The sequence below is a fragment of the Actinomadura sp. B10D3 genome, from assembly GCF_039871695.1.
GTDB lineage: Bacteria > Actinomycetota > Actinomycetes > Streptosporangiales > Streptosporangiaceae > Spirillospora > Spirillospora madurae.
Genome location: NZ_JBDPLY010000004.1, coordinates 98398 through 116726 on the forward strand (window position 1 = coordinate 98398; position 18329 = coordinate 116726).

The window sequence follows — 18329 nt, forward strand, 5'->3', positions numbered from 1 at the left end:
CCCTCAGAGGACGAAGCCCTCGGGGAACGGGTCGCCGGGATCGAGCAGGTAGGTGGCGGTCCCGGTGATCCAGGCGCGCCCGGTGAACTCCGGGACCACCGCGGGCAGGCCGCCGGCCTCCGCGGTGCCGACGATCCGCCCGGTGAAGCGGGTGCCGATGAACGACTCGTTCACGAACTCGGTGTGCAGCGGCAGCTCGCCGCGCGCGTGCAGCTGCGCCATCCGGGCGGACGTGCCGGTGCCGCACGGCGAGCGGTCGAACCAGCCGGGGTGGATCGCCATCGCGTTGCGGGAGTGCCGGGCGTCCGAGCCCGGCGCGAGGAACTGGACGTGCTTGCAGCCCGCGATCAGCGGATCGCCGGGGTGCACGGGAGGGTCGCTCTCGTCGATCGCCGCCATGATGGCGAGCCCGGCGGCGAGGATGTCGTCCTTGCGGGCCCGGTCGAACGGCAGGCCGAGCGATTCGAGGTCGGTGATGGCGTAGAAGTTGCCGCCGTAGGCCATGTCGTACCGGACGTCGCCGAGCCCCGGGACGGTCACGACCGCGTCCTGCCGGAGGGCGAACGAGGCGATGTTGCGGAGCGTGACGTGCTCCGCGGCACCGCCGCGGACGGCGACGCGGGCCTCGACGAGCCCGGCCGGAGTGTCGAGGCGCACGGTCGTCTCCGGCTCGGTCACCTCGACCATGCCGGTCTCCACCAGGACCGTGGCGACGCCGATGGTGCCGTGCCCGCACATCGGCAGGAACCCGCTGACCTCGATGTACACGACGCCCCAGTCGGCGTCCGGCCGGGTGGGCGGCTGCAGCAGCGCGCCGCTCATCGCGGGGTGGCCGCGCGGCTCGTCCATCAGGAAGCGGCGCAGCCCGTCCAGGTGCCGGACGGCGTACCGGCGCCGCTCGGCCATGGTGGCGCCGGGGATGGGCGCGACGCCGCCGGTGACGACGCGGGTCGGCATGCCCTCGGTGTGCGAGTCGACCGCGGTGATCGACCGGGCCGACCGCATCAGGCGGCCCGCCGCCGCGCGAGTGCCTCGACCGCGCGGGCCATGTCGGCGGTGACGGCGGCGCGGTGCCCGGGGCTGAGCGGCCCGCGCGGCGGGCGGCAGGGGCCGCCGTACCGGCCGACCTGGTCCATGCCGAGCTTGATGGCCTGGACGAACTCGGTCCGCGAGTCCCACCGGAACGCGGCGACGAGCGGCTCGTACAGGTCCCGCGCCTCGGCGAGCCTCCCCGCGGTGGCCAGTTCGTAGAGGAGCGCCGACTCGGCGGGGAACACGTTGGGGAACCCCGCGAACCAGCCGGTCGCGCCCATCAGCAGCGACTCCAGGACGACGTCGTCGGCGCCCGCGACGACCTCCAGGCCCGGCGCCCTCTCCTTGATCTCCAGGACGCGGCGGACGTCCCCGGAGAACTCCTTCACGGCGACCACGCCGTCGATCTGGGCGATCTCGGCGAGCAGGTCCGGGGTGAGGTCGACCTTGGTGTCGATCGGGTTGTTGTAGACCATCACGGGGAGGCCGGCGGACGCGACGGCCTCGTAGTGCGCGACGACCTCGCCGGGGTTGGCCCGGTACATCGTCGGCGGCAGGCACAGGACGCCGTCGGCGCCGTCCTCGGCGGCGATCTCGGCCCAGTGCCGCGCCTGGTGGGAGCCGGGACCGTGGACGCCGGCCACGACGATCCCGTCGCCGCCGACGGCCTCGACGGCGGTGCGGGCGACGCGGCGGCGCTCCTCGTCGGTCAGCGCCGAGTACTCGCCGAGCGAACCGTTGGGGCCGACGCCGCGGCAGCCGCCGGCGACCAGCCAGCGGCAGTGCTCGGCGTACCGGTCGTAGTCGACGGCGAGCCCGGCCGGGGCGGCGGCGTCCTCGCGGTAGGGCAGCGCCGCCGCGACGATCACGCCTCCCAGGGGCGGGGGCGCGCCCTGCGTCCGACTGTCGCTCATGGGGAGCTCTCCTTCGTGCCGGGGTCCTCGACGGGCGGCCTCGCGAGCTCGCCGAGCCGGACGGGCTGGGCGATGGGCCGGTGGTGGGGGTGCCCGCCCCGCAGCAGCTCGGCGACCGTCGGGCCGCAGATCCGGGCCTGGCAGGGGCCGAGGCCTGCGCGGGTCGCGAGCTTCACCGCGTGCGCGGAGCCGGTTCCGGCGGCGCGCAGCAGGGCGCCGTAGGGGGTGTCCTCGCAGCGGCAGACGATCGTGTCCGGCCGCAGCCAGCCGGGCCAGGCCGCGCCGATGGGGTGGGCGGCGGCGAGGCGCGCGGCGAAGGCCCGCGCCCGGTCGCGGCGGCGGCGCGCGGCCACGGCGGCGGGGGCGTCCGGGGAGCCGAGGCCGGCGGTCCAGCCGGCGAGGAGGCCCTCGGCCCGGGCGGCGGGCGCCCCGGCGATCCCGGTGATCTCCCCCGCGGCGTGGACGCCGGGGACGCTGGTGCGCTGGTCGGCGTCGACCTCGACGAACGCGCCGCGGCGCAGGCGGCACCCGGCCGCGACCGGCAGTTCGAGCCGGGGGCTGAACCCGTGGGCGACGCACAGCGCGTCCACCGCGACGACCCGCTCGGTGCCCGGGACGACCGACCAGTCGGGGCGGAGCCGTGCCGTGACCGCCTCTTCGACGCGGCCGTCGCCCCGGGCCTCGATCACGGCGCGGCCCGTCCGGTACGGGACGCGGTGCCGGGCCAGCAGCGCGGCGTATCCGGCGAGCTCGGCGGTCTTTCCGGTCTGGGACGCCAGCTCCCAGGGCCGGCGCGTCCAGCCGCGCGCCACGGTCGCGGCGGAGTTGGCCTCCAGCACGGCCCGAACGCTCGCCCCGGCCTCCAGCAGCGACGCGGCGACGGGCAGGAGGAACGGTCCGGAGCCGGCGATCAGCGTCCGGCCGCCCGGCGGCAGCCCCTCCCTTTTCGCTAACGCCTGCGCCGCCCCGGCGGTGGAGACGCCGGGCAGCTCCCAGCCCGGGAACGGCAGGACGCGGTCGTGCGCGCCCGGCGCGAGGACCAGCGCGCCGGGGCGCAGGACGTGCCGGTCCCGTTCCGCCCCGTCGATCTCCCCGCGCAGCACATGGACGTCCGGCGCTCCGTCCCCCGCGCGGTCGATCGACCAGACCGCGCTCTGCGGCCACCAGTCGCACCGCGGATGGCCGAGAACGTGGTCGCGGAGCCGTTCGTAGCCGTGCCAGGCGCGGTTCTGGCCGCCGGGTTCCGGCGCCGCGTCGAGCAGGGTCACCTCCGCCCCGGCGCGCAGCGCTCCCGCCGCCGCGCACAGCCCGGCCGGACCGGCCCCCACGACCACGACGTGCCAGGTCATCGGGCATCCTCCCCCGCGCGGGACTGGGTGGTGACCGCGTCGCCGTCGCGGGCGCGGCGCAGGCACGCCCGCACGTCCCGGACGCCGTTCACGGTGACCAGGCAGTCGAAGCACACGCCGATCCCGCAGAAGACGCCGCGCGGCGTGCCGGTCGGGCTCCGCCGCCAGGACCGGAGGCCGCAGGCCAGCAGCACGCCGGCGATCGTCTGGCCCTCCCTGCCGGCGAGGGTCTCCCCGTCCACGGTGATGCGCAGCGGGCTCACGCGGCGTCGTCCTCGCACCGGACGGCGGGCCGGCCGGCGCGGAACGGCTCCGCGTCGACGGCCGGCTCGCGGCCGAGCATCAGGTCGCGCAGGACGGCGGCGGTGCCGGTGGACAGCCCGACCCCGGCGCCCTCGTGCCCGGTCGCGTGCCAGAGGCCGTCCAGGTGCGGGTCGGCCCCGATGACGGGCAGGTGGTCGGAGACGTACGGGCGGAACCCGCCGTAGGCGCGCATGACCGGTACCCCGGCCAGGGACGGGAACAGCCGCAGGGCCTTGGCGGCGATGACCGACAGCACCTCGGGGCGGATCCGGTCGTCGAACCCGACGCGGCGGCGCGAGGAGCCGAGCAGGATGGTCCCCGCCCGGGTCGACTCGACGACGGCGGACGCCTGAAGATCACCGTCTGCGCTGCCGACCGCGCCCACATAGCCGGCGTCGTAGACCTTGTGGAAGACGGTCGGCGGCATCGGCGCGGTGACCAGGACCTCGCCGCGGCGGGGCGCGACCCCGAGGCGGGCGCCGAGCCGCGCGGCGACCCGGCCCGACCACGGCCCGGCGGCGTTGACGAACGCGTCGCCCTCGAGCGTCCCGCCGGTGGTCCGGACCCCGGTGAGGCGGCCGCCGCGCCGGACCGCGCCGAGCACCTCGCATCCGGTGCGCACGGCGGCCCCGGCGCGCACCGCGGCGCCCAGCAGCGCGGTGGCCGCTCCGGCGGGCTGGACCTGGGCGTCCTGCGGGTAGTGGACGGCTCCGGTGACGTCCTTGGTGAGGTGGGGTTCGGCGGCGGCGAGGGCGGCGGCGTCCAGGTCCTCGGCGGTGACCCCGGCCGCGCGCTGGGCGCCGGCGAACTCCGCCAGGGTGCCCGCCCCGGCGGCGGTGGTCGCGACGACGATGCCGCCCTTGGCGTCCCATTCGGCGCCGGCCGCGCCCGGGGCGCCGTCCAGGACGGCGGGCCACAGCTCCCGCGACAGCTTCGCCAGCTCCAGCTCGGGGCCGGGTCCCTTGTCCGAGACCAGGACGTTGCCCTCGCCGTGGGCGGTGGTCCCGGCCGCGGGCCCGCCGCGGTCGGCGACGACGACCGCGCAGCCCGCCAGGGCCAGCTCGCGGGCGCAGGCCGCGCCGACGATCCCGGCGCCCAGCACCACGACCCGCATGCGACCCGCCAATCGTTCGCTAAACCGAACGGTTTCGAGCGTAAGCGGGCGCCGCTCGCGCTGTCAACGAAGGAGCGCCGGCCGGTGTCAGGGGGTCTCGACCAGGTGCGACGGAGCGGCCGGGGACGCGTGAAGCCGCTGGTCGGCGCTGTACTCCAGGAGGAGGACGGAGCGGACGGTCCCCCCGGCGGCCGTGTAGCGGTGGGGCAGCCGCGCGTCGAAGCGGACGTAGTCGCCCGGCCCGAGCTCCACGTCGCGGTCGTCCACCCGAACGGCGAGGCGCCCGGCCTGCACGATCGTGTGCTCGACGCCGACGTGGCCGAGCGAGTCCTGGCTGCGGCCGGCCCGGACGACCTGGTCGTACACCTCGACCAGGGCGCCGCCGGACTCGATGCCCCGCAGCGGCCGCAGGTCGACGCCCTCGCCGCTCAGCGGCTCCACCTCGGCCGCGCGGACCACGGTGAGCCCGGACGGCTCCCGGCGGTCGAGCAGGTCGGAGATGGGCACCTCCAGCGCGCGGGACAGGCTGAACACCGTCTCGATGGTGGGGTTCCCCGCCCCCGCCTCCAGCTGGGACAGCGTGGCCTTGCCGATCCTCGACCGGCGGGACAGCTCCGACAGCGACAGGCCGAGGTGGAGCCGCGCGCGGCGCAGGTTGCCGGCCAGCACGTCCCGCACCGAGTCCCCTGACGCGTCCACGCCCGCCGCCCCCGTCCCGTCACCCGTCCAGCCGTTCGCTCTATCGAACGGCCAGTGTACCGGGCGGGGACGGCCGGGCTCAGAGGTCCACCAGCCTCCCGACCCCGGCCTCGCGGGCGCGCTCCACGATGACGGAGGCCGCCGCCGTGTCCTGCACCCCGACGCCGACGCTGTTGTAGAAGACGATGTCGGCCTCGGACGCGCGCCCGGCGGCGAGGCCGGCGACGACCGGGCCGAGCGGGCGCACGTCGCCCGGGTCCAGCAGGCCGTCGCGGACGGCGGCCACCACGGGGCCGGCGTGCTCCAGCGCGGTCGGCACGTCGTCCACGACGACGGACGCGGCGCGGGTGAGGGTCTCGCCGTCCACCTCCGTCCGGTCCGGCGCGAAGGAGCCCACGCTGACGACCGTGCAGCCGGGCCGGAGCCATTCGCCCGAGACGACCGGTTCGGCGCTGGTGGTCGCGGTGACGACGATCTGCGCGTCCTCGACGGCCGCGCGGGCGGACGCCGCCGTCTCGACCGGCAGCTCCAGCTCGGCCGCGAGGTCGGCGGCGGCGGTGCAGGTGTCGGGATGGCGGCAGGTCATCGTGACCCGGCCGAGGGGGCGGACCGCCGCCATCGCCCGGACGTGCGCGCGGCCCTGGACGCCGCAGCCGATCACCGCGAGCCGGGACGCGTCCGGCGCCGCGAGGTGCCCGGCCGCCACCGCGCTCGCCGCGGACGTGCGCAGCGTCGTCACGGCCTCGCCCTCGATGACCGCGACGGGCCGGCCGTCCACCGGGTCCTGGACGGTGACGAGCGCGGCCACGGTCGGCAGGCCGCGCGCCGCGTTCCCCGGGGTGACGCTGCCGAACTTGGCGACGGCGCCGGTGCCGGGCAGCCGGGAGACGTAGCTGAACGCGACCTCGCCGTCCGGCCCGTCCAGCAGCACCCGGGGCGCGAGCCGCGCCTCCCCTCGGCCGAGCGCGGCGAACGCGGCCCGCTGCGAGGCGATCGCGGCGGGCAGGTCGAACACCGCGGCCACGTCGGCGGCGGAAAGCAGCAGGACACCGGCCATGGGGAGATCCTCGCGACCGCGCCGCCGCGCTGTCGAGGCCGAAAGGGCAAGCGGTGCTTACCGATCACTACATGAGATCGCATGCTTGCCCGTCTCGACGCCCGTGCCTGGACGTTTCAGGCTTTCACCATCCCTGGCCGCGAGTGACGGAGAGGCGCCGATGACCCTGCTGACCCCGCGGGACCGCGGACGCCGGTTCCGCCTCATCGCCACCGCCGGCGCCGGCCTGCTGCTCGCGCCGCTCGCCGCGTCCTGCGGCTCGGGCGACTCCGGCGGCGACGGCGCGATCAAGATCGGCGTGCCGGCGCCGCTGAGCGGCGACTCCGCCTCGGCCGGCCAGGACATCCTCGCCGCCGCCAAGGTCGCCGCCGACGAGATCAACAAGGCCGGCGGGGTGGACGGCCGCAAGATCGAGATCGTCGAGGCCGACGACCAGTGCAGCGCCCAGCAGGGCGCGCAGGCCGCGCAGAAGCTGCTCAACAGCGGGGTCGTGGCGGTCGCGGGCGGCTACTGCTCCGGCGCCGCGGTGCCGGCGATCCCGATCTACGGGCGGCGCAACGTCCCGTTCGTGATGGACGCCTCCACCAACCCGTCGCTGACCGACTCCGGCAAGGGCAAGGTCTTCCGCACCTGCGGGCGGGACGACAACCAGGGCCTCGTGGCGGCCAAGTTCATGACCGGGCCGCTCGGCGCGAAGCGGATCGCGCTGCTGCACGACAACACGACCTACGCCAAGGGCCTCGCGGACGCGGCGGCGAACTCGGTGAAGCAGGCGGGCGGCCAGGTGGTCTACGAGGACGCGCTGCAACCGGGCCAGTCCGACTACAGCCCGGTCCTGACGAAGGTGGCCTCGACCAAGCCGGACGTGCTGTACTTCACCGGCTACTTCGCCGAGGCGGGCCTGCTGATGAAGCAGCGCAAGCAGCTCGGGCTCGAGTTCACGCTGATGGGCGGGGACGCGACGACCGACTCGACCGTCCTGAAGACCGCGGGCTCGGCGGCCGACGGCTATATCGCCACGACCGCGCCGCTGGCCAAGGACCTGCCGGCCGCCGCGACGTTCGTCTCGGCGTACAAGTCGGCGAACAACGCCGACCCCGGGCCGTTCTCGGTGTACGAGTACGACGCGGTCAAGGTCGTCGCGAAGGCCATCGACGACGCCGGCTCTACCAAGGGCACCGCCATCACCGAGGCCCTCCACAAGATCAAGGACTTCCCGGGCATCACCGGGCCCATCACCTTCGACGACAAGGGCGACCGGACCGACCCCCTCTACATCACCGTGCAGGTCAAGGACGGAGGGTTCACCGCCTACAAGAAACTCGACCGGAGCGGCTCCACCTGGGTGGACGCCAAGGCCTCCTGACCGGGCGCAGCCGAACGGGGTTCCATGAGCGAGTTCGTCCAGTACCTGGTGAACGGCCTGACGATCGGGGCGTTCCTCGCCCTGATCGCGCTGGGCTACTCGATGATCTACGGGGTGGTCCGGCTGATCAACTTCGCGCACGGCGACGTGTTCATGATCGGGGCGTTCGCCGGGTTCGGGACGCTGACCACGCTCGGCGCGACCGGCGGGATGGCGCTGCCCGCCATCGTGGCCGCGGTGGTGGTCGGCGCCCTCACCACCGGCGTGGTCGGCACCGGGATCGCCAGGGCCGCCTACGTCCCGCTGCTGGCGTCCCCGCGGCTGGCGCTGCTCATCGCGGCGATCGGGGTCTCGCTGGCGCTGGAGGAGGGCGTGAAGGTGCTCACCGACGCCCGGTTCAAGTCCTACCCGCACGCGCTGGACGGCGGCCGGATCTTCAGCGGCGCCGTCCGCGTCACCTGGGGCCAGCTCGCGCTGGTCGTGCTGTCGGTGGCGCTGATGGCGGCGCTGTGGCTGTTCGTCACCCGCACCGTCACCGGGACCGCGATGCGCGCCCTCGCGATGGACCGCGACGCCGCCCGGCTGCAGGGCATCAACGTCGAGCGGCTGATCCTCACGACGTTCTTCATCGGCTCGATGCTCGCCGGCGCGGCCGGGGTCATGTACGGGCTGTACTACGTGCAGATCAGCTTCGGCATGGGCTTCCTCATCGGGCTGCGGGCGTTCACCGCGGCGGTCCTCGGCGGCATCGGGAACCTGCCGGGGACGATGGTCGCGGGCGTGGCCATCGGCCTCGTCCAGTCGTTCTCCGCCGGGTACGTCTCGTCCCGCTGGACGGACGTCATCATCTTCGGGCTGCTGATCGCCGTGCTGGCGCTGAGACCCACCGGCCTGTTCGGCGAGCGCGTCGTGGAGCGCGCGTGAGGGCCCGGGTCCGGGCGTCCCTCGCGGCGCGGCCGGCGGGCGCGCAGGCGGCGGTCCGCCACGGCGGCTGGCCGCTGCTGATCGCGGCGGCGCTCGTGGCGGGCGGGACCCTCGACGACTACGCGCTGACCGTCGCCGGCACGATCCTGATCTACGCGATCCTCGGGCTCGGCATCAACATCGTCGTCGGCTACGCGGGCCTGCTGGACCTCGGGTTCGCGGCGTTCTTCGCGATCGGCGCGTACACCTCCGGCCTGCTGATGCTGGAGCTGGAGTGGGGCTTCTGGCTCACCCTGCCGGCGGCGGTCGCCGCCGCCGCGGTGGCCGGCGTGGTCATCGGGTACCCGACGCTGCGGCTGCGCAGCGACTACCTCGCGATCGTCACGCTCGGCTTCGGCGAGATCATCCGGATCACGGTGGTGAACCTGGAGGTGACCGGCGGGCCGAACGGCCTGACCGGGATCCCGCCGGTCACGGTCGGCGGGCGGGAGATCGTCACGCCGCGGGACTTCTTCTACCTGGCGCTCGCCTTCTTCGTCGTCGTCCTCGCCGCGACGGCGCTGCTGGCGCGGTCGCGGCTGGCCTACGCCTGGCGGGCCATCCGGGCCGACGACACCGCCGCCGAGGCGGTCGGCGTGCCGGCCCGGCGGGTGAAGCTGCTCGCCTACGTGCTCGGCGCGGTGACCGGGGCGGTCGCGGGGCCGCTGAACGCCGCGCAGCTCGGCACCGTCGACCCGTCCAGCTTCACGTTCCTCACCTCGCTGATGATCCTGCTCGTGGTGATCATCGGCGGGATGGGCAGCCGGCCCGGCGTGATGATCGGTGCCGTCGTGATCGTCGCGCTGCCGGAGGTGCTGCGGACCGTCCAGGAGTACCGGGGCCTGTTCTTCGCGCTGCTGCTCATCCTGATCGTGATCCTGCGCCCGCAGGGGGTGTGGCCGTACCGGCCGCGCCGCTTCCGGCTGCCGCCCGAGGCGGGGCCCGCGCCGGACCTTCCGGCCGCGGCGGGCACGCTGCTGGAGGTGGACGGCCTGTCCCGGGCCTTCGGCGGGGTCACGGCCGTGGACGGGTTCGCGCTGCGCGCCGGCGCCGGGCAGGTGGTGAGCGTGATCGGCCCGAACGGCGCCGGGAAGACGACCGCGTTCAACTGCATCACCGGGATGCTCGCGCCGTCGGCCGGGACGGTCGTGCTCGGCGGGCGCAGCGTCCGGGGCCTCGCGCCGCACCGCGTGGCCGCCGCCGGGCTGGCCCGCACGTTCCAGAGCATCCGGCTGTTCGACGAGATGACGGTGGCGGAGAACGTGCTGATCGGCCGGTTCGCCCGGGACCGCGGCCTGCTGCGCCCGCTGTCGCGGGCCGACCTCGACGCGGTCCGCCGCTGCCTGGACTTCACCGGGCTGCTGGACGCCGCGGACCGCCCGGCGGGCGGGCTGCCCTACGGCGACCGGCGCCGGCTGGAGATCGCGCGGGCGCTCGCGGGCGACCCGCGGGTGCTGCTGCTGGACGAGCCCGCGGCGGGCGCGAACCCGACCGAGAAGCGGGCGCTGATGGAGCTGATCGGCCGGATCAGCGCGCTCGGCACCGCCGTGGTGCTGATCGAGCACGACGTCGCTCTGGTCATGTCGATCTCCGACCGGGTGACCGTGCTGGAGTACGGGCGGACGATCGCCGTCGGGCCGCCCGCCGAGATCCGGGAGGACCAGCGGGTGATCGCCGCCTACCTCGGCGTGCCGGACGACCCGGAGACCGACCTCGTCACGGAGGTGCTGCGGTGACGCTACTGGCCGTGGAGGACCTGCACAGCCGGTACGGGCAGGTCGAGGCGCTCGCCGGGATCTCGTTCGAGGTCGGCGAGGGCGAGATCGTCGCGCTGCTCGGCAGCAACGGCGCCGGCAAGACCACCGCGCTCCGCACGCTCACCGGCCTGCACCGGGCCCGGTCCGGGCGGGTGGAGTTCGACGGGCGCGACATCACCCGGCTCGCGGCGCACCGGGTCGTCGAGGCCGGGCTCGGCCACGTCCCCGAGGGGCGGCGGGTGTTCCCGGCCCTGAGCGTCGCCGAGAACCTGCTGCTCGGCGGGTACCTGCGGCGCCGCGACAAGGCCGCCGTCGCGGCCCGCCGGGAGGAGGTCTACGCGATGTTCCCGCGCCTCGGCGAGCGGCGCGGGCAGCTCGCCGGGCTGCTGTCGGGCGGCGAGCAGCAGATGCTCGCGATCGGCCGGGCGCTGATGCTGCGGCCCCGGCTCCTCGCCCTGGACGAGCCGACGATGGGGCTCGCGCCGCAGACGGCGCAGCAGGTGCTCCGGGTCGTCCGGGAGATCCGCGACCAGGGCACCACGATCCTGATCGTGGAGCAGAACGCCCACCAGACGCTCCGGCTCGCCGACCGGGCCCACGTCCTGGAGACGGGCCGGATCGTCCTGTCCGGCCCGGCGGCCGAGCTCGCGCAGGACGACCGGGTGAAGGCCGCCTACCTCGGCGGCGACCCGGTCATCGAGACGACGTGAGCAGCTTCCCGGCGGCGTCCTCGATGGCGTCCTCGGACAGCAGGACGTGGCGGGCGGCGTCGCCGAGGGGGATGAAGCTGTCCTCGCTGGCGGCCCTCGCCGCCCTGCCCTGGAAGCCCGCGTCGGCGAGGGCCGCCAGCACGCCCTCCGCGACGCCTCCGGTGCGGCGCGTCTCGTCCGCCACCAGGACGGCGCCCGTGGCGCGGGCCTCGCGCAGCAGGTCCTCGACGGGCAGCGGGGCCAGCCAGCGCAGGTCGAGCACGCGGCAGCCGACGCCGCGGGCCTCCAGGCGGCGGGCGGCGCGCAGGCTCATGCGCAGCCCGTTGGCGAACGTGACGATCGTGAGGTCCCGCCCGTCGCCGTAGGAGCGGGCGCGCCCGATCGGGACCGTCCCCCCGGCCGGGGCGAGCCAGCCTCCGTCCCCGTCCTCGTGCAGGTCGCGGACGTGGTAGAGCGCGATCGGCTCCAGCAGCGCGCACACCCGCCCCTCGCGCTCGGCGGCGTCGGCGCACGCGCGCAGCATCCCCGCGGCGTCGTCGGGGCGGGACGGTGAGGCGATGACCAGGCCGGGGATGTCGCGGAGCGCGGCCACGGCGTTGTCGTTGTGGAAGTGGCCCCCGAAGCCCTTCTGGTAGGCGTAGGCGGCGATCCGCACGACCATCGGGTTGCCGTACCGGCCGGACGAGAAGAACGGCAGCGTCGCCGCCTCGCCCCGGATCTGGTCGGCGGCGTTGTGCAGGTAGGCGAGGTACTGGATCTCGGGCACGGGCAGCATCCCGGCCGTCCCGAAGCCGAGCGCGAGGCCGAGGACGGACTGCTCGTCCAGGATCGTGTCGAACACCCGCGCCGCCCCGGCACGCTTCATCAGCCCGCGCGTGACGCCGTAGACGCCGCCCTTGCGCGCCACGTCCTCGCCGAAGACGACCATCCCCGGGCGCTCGTCCAGCAGCTCGCCGAGCGTCCGGTTGATCGCCTGCGCCAGCGTGACCCGCTCCCCCTCCGCGCGCGCCTCGGCCCGGCCGGCGGCGGCGGGCCGGAGCGGCGCCATGACCTCGGCGGCGGAGGCGAGGCGGGGCGCGCCGGCGACCTCCCCGGCGAGGGCCATGACCTCGGCGCGCTTGGCCTCGTAGAGGCCGACGACCTCCTCGGCGGTCGCCGCGCCGCGCTCGACCAGGAGGCGCGCGGTTCCGAGGAGGGGGTCGCGGTCGAGGTCGGCGGCCATCTCGGCGGGCGTCCGGTAGGACGACTCGACGTCGGAGCCGGCGTGGCCCATCAGGCGGACGGTGCGCAGGTGCAGGAACGCGGGGCGGCGGTGCTCGCGGACCCAGCCGGCCGCCTGCGCGGCCACGGCGTACGCGTCGGCGAGGTCGCAGCCGTCCGCGTGGAAGTAGGCGAGGCCGGGCCGGGACCCGTACGCGGCGTGGATCCAGCCGGGAGGGGTGCGGACGCTGATGCCGATCCCGTTGTCCTCGCAGACGAGGAGGAGCGGCATGGGCAGGCCCTGGAACCCGCAGTTGATCGCCGCGTTGATGGCGCCCGCGGCCGTCGAGTGGTTGGCGGAGGCGTCCCCGAAGGAGCACACCGCGACGGCGTCGCGCGGCCATGGCGCGTCCAGGCCGAGGCGGGCGGCCCGTTCGATGGCGAAGGCCACGCCGAGCGCGCGCGGGAGGTGCGAGGCGATGGTGGAGGTCTGCGGGATGATGTGCAGCGGACGGCTCCCGAACACCTTGTGGCGGCCGCCCGCGATGGGCTCCTCGGCGGCGGCGACCAGCCCGAGGAGCACGTCCCGGAGCGGGTTCTGGCCGGGAACCCGGCGAGCGCGCTCCAGGAAGAACGCCCCCGACCTGTAGTGCAGGAGGGCCGGATCGTCCGGGCGCAGGACGGCGGCGACCGCCGCGTTCCCTTCGTGGCCGGACGATCCGATCGTGTAGTAGCCGTGGCCCTCCGCCCGCAGGTGGCGGGCCGCGAGGTCCAGGTGACGGCTGCCGAGCTGGGCGTCGAACAGCTCCAGGCAGCGCTCGCCGGTGAGCGGCCCGTCCGGGGCCGGCGAGCCGGGCGCCTCGAGGGTCGCGGCCTTCTCCAGGAAGTGGACGTCGGCGGGCTCGGGCATGCGCGCTCCTGCGGGAAGGGAATGCGTGTCGAGCATCGGACGCCGCCCGGCCGGAGCCAACCCGCGGGAGGCCGCGAACCGGTTGGGAGTTGGCCAAGGATCGCTTAACGACGTGCCCGCGAGAGCCTCAGCCGGGCTTGGCCTCGCGATAAGGAAGCCGCGCTCTGCCCGATCTTGGCTCCGGCGCGCCGGTCCGTTCACGCTGGAGGCGTGCTCTCCTCCGTCATCGGCGGCGCCCGGATCCCGGCGGGGCCGCGTACGTACCGCTCGACCGATCCGTCCCGCACGTCCGAGACGGTCGCGGAGGTGTCCCTCGCGGACGCCGGCGACCTCGTCCGCGCCTGCCGCGCCGCCCGGGACGCGCAGGACGCCTGGCGGGACGTGCCCGCACCCGTCCGCGGGCAGGCGGTCGCCGCGATCGGCCGGCTCGTCGAGGACAACAAGGCGGCGCTCGCCCGCGTCGTGACCCGGGAGGTCGGCAAGCCGTACGCCGAGGCGCTCGGCGAGGTCCAGGAGATCGCCGACACGTGCGCGTTCTTCCTCGGCGAGGGGCGGCGGCTCTACGGGCAGACCGTCCCGTCCGAGATGCCCGACAAGCAGCTGTTCACGTTCCGCGACCCGGTCGGCGTCGTCACCGTCATCACGGCGGGGAACTTCCCGGTCGCGGTGCCGTCGTGGTACATCGTCCCGGCGCTGCTGTGCGGGAACGCGGTCGTGTGGAAGCCGGCGGAGTACGCGGCGGCCTGCGCCGAGGCATTCTACGCGCTGTTCGCCCACGCGGGCCTGCCGGACGGCGTCTTCAACGTCATGTACGCCGACGGCGCGGAGACGTTCCGCGGCCTGGAGCAGGCGCTGGGCGAAGGGCTCGTCGACAAGGTCGGCTTCACCGGCTCCACCGAGGTCGGGTCGCGGATCGGCGAGCTGTGCGGGCGCCATCTCCAGACGCCGTGCCTGGAGCTCGGCGGCAAGAACCCGATGGTCGTCGCGGAGGACGCCGACCTGCCGCTGGCGGTCGAGGGCGCCCTGTTCTCCGGGTTCGGCACGGCCGGGCAGCGCTGCACGTCCCTCGGGACCGCGATCGTCCACGAGTCGGTGCACGCCGAGTTCCTCCGGCTGCTGGACGAGGCGACCCGGGCCGCGGTGGTCGGGCACCCGGCGGGCGACGTCCTGTACGGCCCGCTGATCAGCGAGCGGTTCGCGGACGGGTTCGAGAAGGTCCTCGGCTGGATCGGGCCGGGCCACACCGTGCACGGGTCGTCCGCCACCGGGCGGATCACCGGCGCCGCGCCGCGCGAGGGCTTCGCCGGGGACGCCGCGGAGGGCCTGTACTACCACCCGGTGATCGTGGACGGCGTCGGCCCCGGCGACGAGCTGTTCATGAACGAGACCTTCGGCCCGATCATCGGCGTCGCCTCGTACCGCGGCCTGGACGAGGCGATCGCGCTCGCCAACGCGCCCGGCTACGGGCTCTCCGCGTCCATCTACACGACCGACCCGGCCAAGGTGTTCGCGTTCCGGCGGCGGATCTCCGCCGGCATGGTCAGCGTCAACAACTCCACGTCCGGCGCGGAGGCGCACCTGCCGTTCGGCGGGAACGGGCGGTCGGGCAACGGCAGCCGCCAGTCCGGCGTGTGGGTGCTCGACCAGTTCACCCGCTGGCAGTCGATGAACTGGGACACCTCCGGGCGGCTGCAGAAGGCCCAGATGGACGTACCGGAGATCTCCCCCGACCTCGGCTTCCGGCTGTAGGGGGGCCTGTGGAGAGCGCGGCCGAGGTCGTCGTCATCGGCGGCGGGGTCATGGGGACGAGCATCGCCTTCCACCTCGCCGAGGCGGGCGTGCGGGACGTGCTCCTCCTCGAGCGGAACGAGCTGGGGTCGGGTTCGACGTGCAAGGCGGCGGGCGGCGTCCGCGCCCAGTTCTCCGACGAGGTCAACATCCGGCTCGGTGCCCGCAGCCTGGAGGCGTTCGCCCGGTTCCCCGACCGCCCCGGGCAGGAGATCGACCTGCACCGGGTCGGCTACCTGTTCCTGCTGTCGCGGCCGGAGGACGTCGCGTCGTTCGAGCGGAGCGTGGCCCTGCAGAACGCACTCGGCGTCCCCAGCCGGATGGTCTCGGCCGCCGAGGCGCGGCGGCTCTCCCCCATGATCAGCGCGGACGGGCTGCTGGCCGCCGCGTTCTCCCCCGACGACGGGCACTGCACGCCCGAGTCGGTGGTCCTCGGGTACGCGGCCGGCGCGCGGCGGCACGGCGCGACGATCTCCACGCACTGCGAGGTCACCGGGATCGAGACCGAGGGCGGCGAGGTGCGGGCGGTCCGGACGTCCCGGGGCCGCATCGGGACGCGCGCCGTGATCTGCGCGGCCGGGGCGTGGTCGGCGGCGGTCGGCCGGATGGCGGGCGTCGACCTGCCGGTGGAGCCGCTGCGCCGCCAGATCGTCTTCACCGAGCCGATCTCGGACCTGCCCCGCCCGGTGCCGATGACCATCGACTTCGCCACGTCGTTCTACTTCCACGCCGAGGGCCAGGGGCTGATGCTCGGCATGTCCGACCCGGACGAGCGGCCCGGGTTCCTGCTGAACCGCTCGGACGCCTGGCTCCACCGGCTCACCGAGGCGATCGGCGCTCGCGCGCCGCGGCTCCTCGACGTGGGGCTCACCGGCGGCTGGGCGGGCCTGTACGAGGTCACGCCCGACCACAACGCGCTCATCGGCGAGGAGGAGACGGTGTCCCGGTTCCTGTACGCGACGGGCTTCTCCGGCCACGGCTTCCTGCAAGGGCCGGCGGTCGGCGAGGTCGTCCGCGACCTGTACCTCGGCCGGGAGCCGTTCACCGACGTCGGCCCCCTGCACGCCGCGCGTTTCGCCGGCGACCTCCTCCGCCCGGAGATCAACCGTGTCTGACCTGCTCGCGCTGATGGACGAGTGGGGCCCCGAGCGGGTCGTGTGCGTCTCCGACGCCCGGACCGGGATGCGGGGCGTCCTCGTCATCGACAACACCGCCCGCGGCATGGGCAAGGGCGGCATGCGGATGAGCCCGAGGGTGACCGTCGCGGAGGTGGCGCGGCTCGCCCGGGTCATGACCTACAAGTGGGCCGGCGTCGACCTGTTCTTCGGCGGCGCGAAGGCCGGCATCGCGGCGGACCCGGCGTCGCCGGACCGGGAGGCGATCCTGCGGTCGTTCGTCCGGGCGCTGGCCCAGGAGATCCCGCGCCGGTACGTGGCGGGCCTCGACATGGGGCTGTCGGAGCGGGACGCGGCGATCGTCCAGGACGAGCTGGACGACCGGGGCGCGGCGGTCGGCACCCCGCACGCGCTCGGCGGGATGCCCTACGACGAGCTCGGCGTGACGGGCTTCGGGGTCGCGGAGGCCGCCGACGCCGCCGCCCGGCATACCGGCACGTCCCTCCGGGACGCGCGGGTGGTGGTGCAGGGGTTCGGCGCGGTCGGGCACGCGGCGGCGCGGCGGCTGGACGAGCTGGGCGCGGCGGTGGTGGCGGTCTCGACCGTCCACGGGGCCCTGTACGACCCGGACGGGCTGGACGTCGGCAAGCTGCTCGGCCTGCGGGCCGAGGCGGGCGACGCCGCCGTGCTGGAGTACGGCGGCCGGCTCCTGGACGTGGGCGCGGAGCTGACCGTCCCCGCGGACGTCCTCGTGCCCGCCGCGCTGCAGGACGTCATCGACGAGCGCGTGGCCGCGGACGTGCGGGCGAGGATCGTCGTGGAGGGCGCGAACCTTCCGACCGCGCCGGAGGCGCAGCGCGTCCTCGCCGAGCGGGGCGTGACGGTCGTCCCGGACTTCGTCGCCAACGCGGGCGGCGTCGTCGCGGCGGGCTTCGCGATGGACGCCCGCCACTCGGCGTTCCGCCCCGATCCCGACGCGGTGTTCACGGCGGTGTCGGCGAAGATGCGGGAGAACACCGTGACGGTGCTCGACACGGCCCGCGCGCAGAGCACCACCACGCACCGGGCGGCGGTCGCGCTGGCGCAGGAGCGCGTCCGCACCGCGATGGAGCTCAAGGGCCGGTGGCGCCGCTGATCTCCGCCTCGACGCTGCGGGCGACCTCGGTGAGGCCGCGCATGGCGTCCTTGACGAGCGGGTTGGAGTTGGTGGTGCGGCGCAGGACGGTGACGTGCCGCTGCGGGCTGCGGCGACTGAGCCTCAGCATCTTCAGCCCCGGCGACGGGACGCAGCCGAGCGCCGGGACGAGCGCGATGCCGAGCCCGCACGCGACCAGGCCGCACACCACGGCGTAGTCGTTGCTGCGGAACGCGATGTTGGGGGTGAACCCGGCGGTGCTGCACAGCCGCAGCAGCGCCTGCGCGCCGGAGCTCTCCGGACGGCTCGCGATCCACGTCTCCGTGCGCAGGTCCCGCAGGCGGGCGGTGCGCCCCTCGGCGAGCGGGTGCTCCGTCGGGACGCACAGCACCAGGTTCTCGTCCATCACCGGCGTCTCCACGATCTGGTCGGGCCAGGTGCGCGGGAACAGGTCGTAGCGGTAGACGAGCTGGAGGTCGAGGTCGCCGTCGAGCAGCTCGGGCAGCAGCTCGTCCGGCTCGCCCTCCGACAGCGTGATCTCGATGCCGGGCCGGACCCGGGACAGCTCCGCCAGCACCCGCGGCAGGATGCGGGCGCTGGCAGTCGGGAAGCTGCCGAGCTGGAGCGCGCCGCGCTCGCCGCTGGCGACCGTGCGCAGCTCGCGCTCCAGCGTGTCGAGGGCCGACAGCACGTCGTTGCCCTTGCTGACCATCAGGAACGCGGCGCTGGTCGGCCGCACGCTGCGGGCCCGGCGCTCGAAGAGCACCAGGCCGCACGCGCGCTCCAGCGCCGCGATCTGCTGCGAGACGGCGGACGCGGTGTACCCGAGGTTGCGGGCGGCGTCCGCGAACGAGCCGGTGCGGACGACCTCGCGCACCGTCTGGATGTGCAGGGGACTGATCATGAGAATGCGCACC

Annotated in this window: 16 protein-coding genes; 7 read left to right on the plus strand and 9 right to left on the minus strand. The window is 75.2% G+C overall.

The features are described from left to right. Positions 1–3: 3 nt before the first annotated feature. The 7 genes from ABGB11_RS08955 to ABGB11_RS08985 all read right to left on the minus strand — a co-directional run bounded on the left by ABGB11_RS08955 (position 4) and on the right by ABGB11_RS08985 (position 6468). Positions 4–1005 (minus strand): proline racemase family protein, encoded by a 1002-nt coding sequence (locus ABGB11_RS08955; RefSeq protein ID WP_347630755.1) that lies wholly within the window; start codon positions 1003–1005, stop codon positions 4–6. Next, positions 1005–1946 carry a dihydrodipicolinate synthase family protein gene (locus tag ABGB11_RS08960; protein WP_347630757.1) on the minus strand — a complete coding sequence of 314 codons (942 nt, stop codon included), beginning with the start codon at positions 1944–1946 and terminating at the stop codon, positions 1005–1007. Before ABGB11_RS08960 ends, ABGB11_RS08955 begins: the two co-directional genes overlap by 1 nt. Next, the gene (locus tag ABGB11_RS08965) at positions 1943–3295 is read right to left on the minus strand and encodes an NAD(P)/FAD-dependent oxidoreductase (RefSeq protein WP_347630759.1); all 1353 of its coding nucleotides are present in this window, start codon (positions 3293–3295) and stop codon (positions 1943–1945) included. The genes ABGB11_RS08960 and ABGB11_RS08965 overlap by 4 nt, the downstream gene beginning before the upstream one ends. Further along, positions 3292–3558, minus strand: a complete 267-nt coding sequence (locus ABGB11_RS08970; protein ID WP_347630761.1) for a (2Fe-2S)-binding protein — start codon at positions 3556–3558, stop codon at positions 3292–3294. The genes ABGB11_RS08965 and ABGB11_RS08970 overlap by 4 nt, the downstream gene beginning before the upstream one ends. Then, positions 3555–4712 carry an FAD-binding oxidoreductase gene (locus tag ABGB11_RS08975; protein ID WP_347630764.1) on the minus strand — a complete coding sequence of 386 codons (1158 nt, stop codon included), beginning with the start codon at positions 4710–4712 and terminating at the stop codon, positions 3555–3557. The genes ABGB11_RS08970 and ABGB11_RS08975 overlap by 4 nt, the downstream gene beginning before the upstream one ends. Positions 4713–4799: 87 nt before the next feature. Next, positions 4800–5411 (minus strand): XRE family transcriptional regulator, encoded by a 612-nt coding sequence (locus ABGB11_RS08980; protein WP_347630766.1) that lies wholly within the window; start codon positions 5409–5411, stop codon positions 4800–4802. Between the two features lie 79 nt (positions 5412–5490). After that, positions 5491–6468, minus strand: a complete 978-nt coding sequence (locus ABGB11_RS08985; RefSeq protein WP_347630768.1) for an ornithine cyclodeaminase family protein — start codon at positions 6466–6468, stop codon at positions 5491–5493. Positions 6469–6628: 160 nt separating this feature from the next. Between ABGB11_RS08985 and ABGB11_RS08990 the strand changes: the two genes are divergently transcribed. The 4 genes from ABGB11_RS08990 to ABGB11_RS09005 are packed head-to-tail and all read left to right on the plus strand — an operon-like array spanning position 6629 to position 11264. Continuing rightward, the gene (locus ABGB11_RS08990) at positions 6629–7834 is read left to right on the plus strand and encodes a branched-chain amino acid ABC transporter substrate-binding protein (RefSeq protein WP_347630770.1); all 1206 of its coding nucleotides are present in this window, start codon (positions 6629–6631) and stop codon (positions 7832–7834) included. A 24-nt stretch (positions 7835–7858) separates the two neighbouring features. Further along, positions 7859–8758 carry a branched-chain amino acid ABC transporter permease gene (locus tag ABGB11_RS08995; protein WP_347630772.1) on the plus strand — a complete coding sequence of 300 codons (900 nt, stop codon included), beginning with the start codon at positions 7859–7861 and terminating at the stop codon, positions 8756–8758. Next, the gene (locus ABGB11_RS09000) at positions 8755–10533 is read left to right on the plus strand and encodes a branched-chain amino acid ABC transporter ATP-binding protein/permease (RefSeq protein WP_347630774.1); all 1779 of its coding nucleotides are present in this window, start codon (positions 8755–8757) and stop codon (positions 10531–10533) included. Before ABGB11_RS08995 ends, ABGB11_RS09000 begins: the two co-directional genes overlap by 4 nt. Further along, positions 10530–11264 carry an ABC transporter ATP-binding protein gene (locus tag ABGB11_RS09005; RefSeq protein WP_347630776.1) on the plus strand — a complete coding sequence of 245 codons (735 nt, stop codon included), beginning with the start codon at positions 10530–10532 and terminating at the stop codon, positions 11262–11264. The genes ABGB11_RS09000 and ABGB11_RS09005 overlap by 4 nt, the downstream gene beginning before the upstream one ends. Here the strand turns inward: ABGB11_RS09005 and ABGB11_RS09010 are convergent. Continuing rightward, positions 11248–13374 (minus strand): thiamine pyrophosphate-dependent enzyme, encoded by a 2127-nt coding sequence (locus ABGB11_RS09010; RefSeq protein ID WP_347630778.1) that lies wholly within the window; start codon positions 13372–13374, stop codon positions 11248–11250. The two genes, ABGB11_RS09005 and ABGB11_RS09010, sit on opposite strands and share 17 nt — an antisense overlap. Positions 13375–13584: 210 nt before the next feature. Between ABGB11_RS09010 and ABGB11_RS09015 the strand changes: the two genes are divergently transcribed. The 3 genes from ABGB11_RS09015 to ABGB11_RS09025 are packed head-to-tail and all read left to right on the plus strand — an operon-like array spanning position 13585 to position 17412. Continuing rightward, positions 13585–15123: an aldehyde dehydrogenase family protein gene (locus ABGB11_RS09015; protein WP_347630780.1), complete on the plus strand. Its 1539-nt coding sequence runs from the start codon at positions 13585–13587 to the stop codon at positions 15121–15123. A gap of 8 nt (positions 15124–15131) precedes the next feature. After that, complete coding sequence (locus ABGB11_RS09020; RefSeq protein ID WP_347630782.1) at positions 15132–16277, plus strand: FAD-binding oxidoreductase; 1146 nt, start codon at positions 15132–15134, stop codon at positions 16275–16277. Continuing rightward, complete coding sequence (locus tag ABGB11_RS09025; protein ID WP_347630784.1) at positions 16270–17412, plus strand: Glu/Leu/Phe/Val dehydrogenase; 1143 nt, start codon at positions 16270–16272, stop codon at positions 17410–17412. The genes ABGB11_RS09020 and ABGB11_RS09025 overlap by 8 nt, the downstream gene beginning before the upstream one ends. Here ABGB11_RS09025 and ABGB11_RS09030 read toward each other — a convergent pair. Next, on the minus strand, positions 17390–18316 hold the full coding sequence (locus ABGB11_RS09030) for a LysR family transcriptional regulator (RefSeq protein WP_347630786.1): 927 nt from the start codon (positions 18314–18316) through the stop codon (positions 17390–17392). The two genes, ABGB11_RS09025 and ABGB11_RS09030, sit on opposite strands and share 23 nt — an antisense overlap. Between the last annotated feature and the right edge of the window lie 13 nt (positions 18317–18329).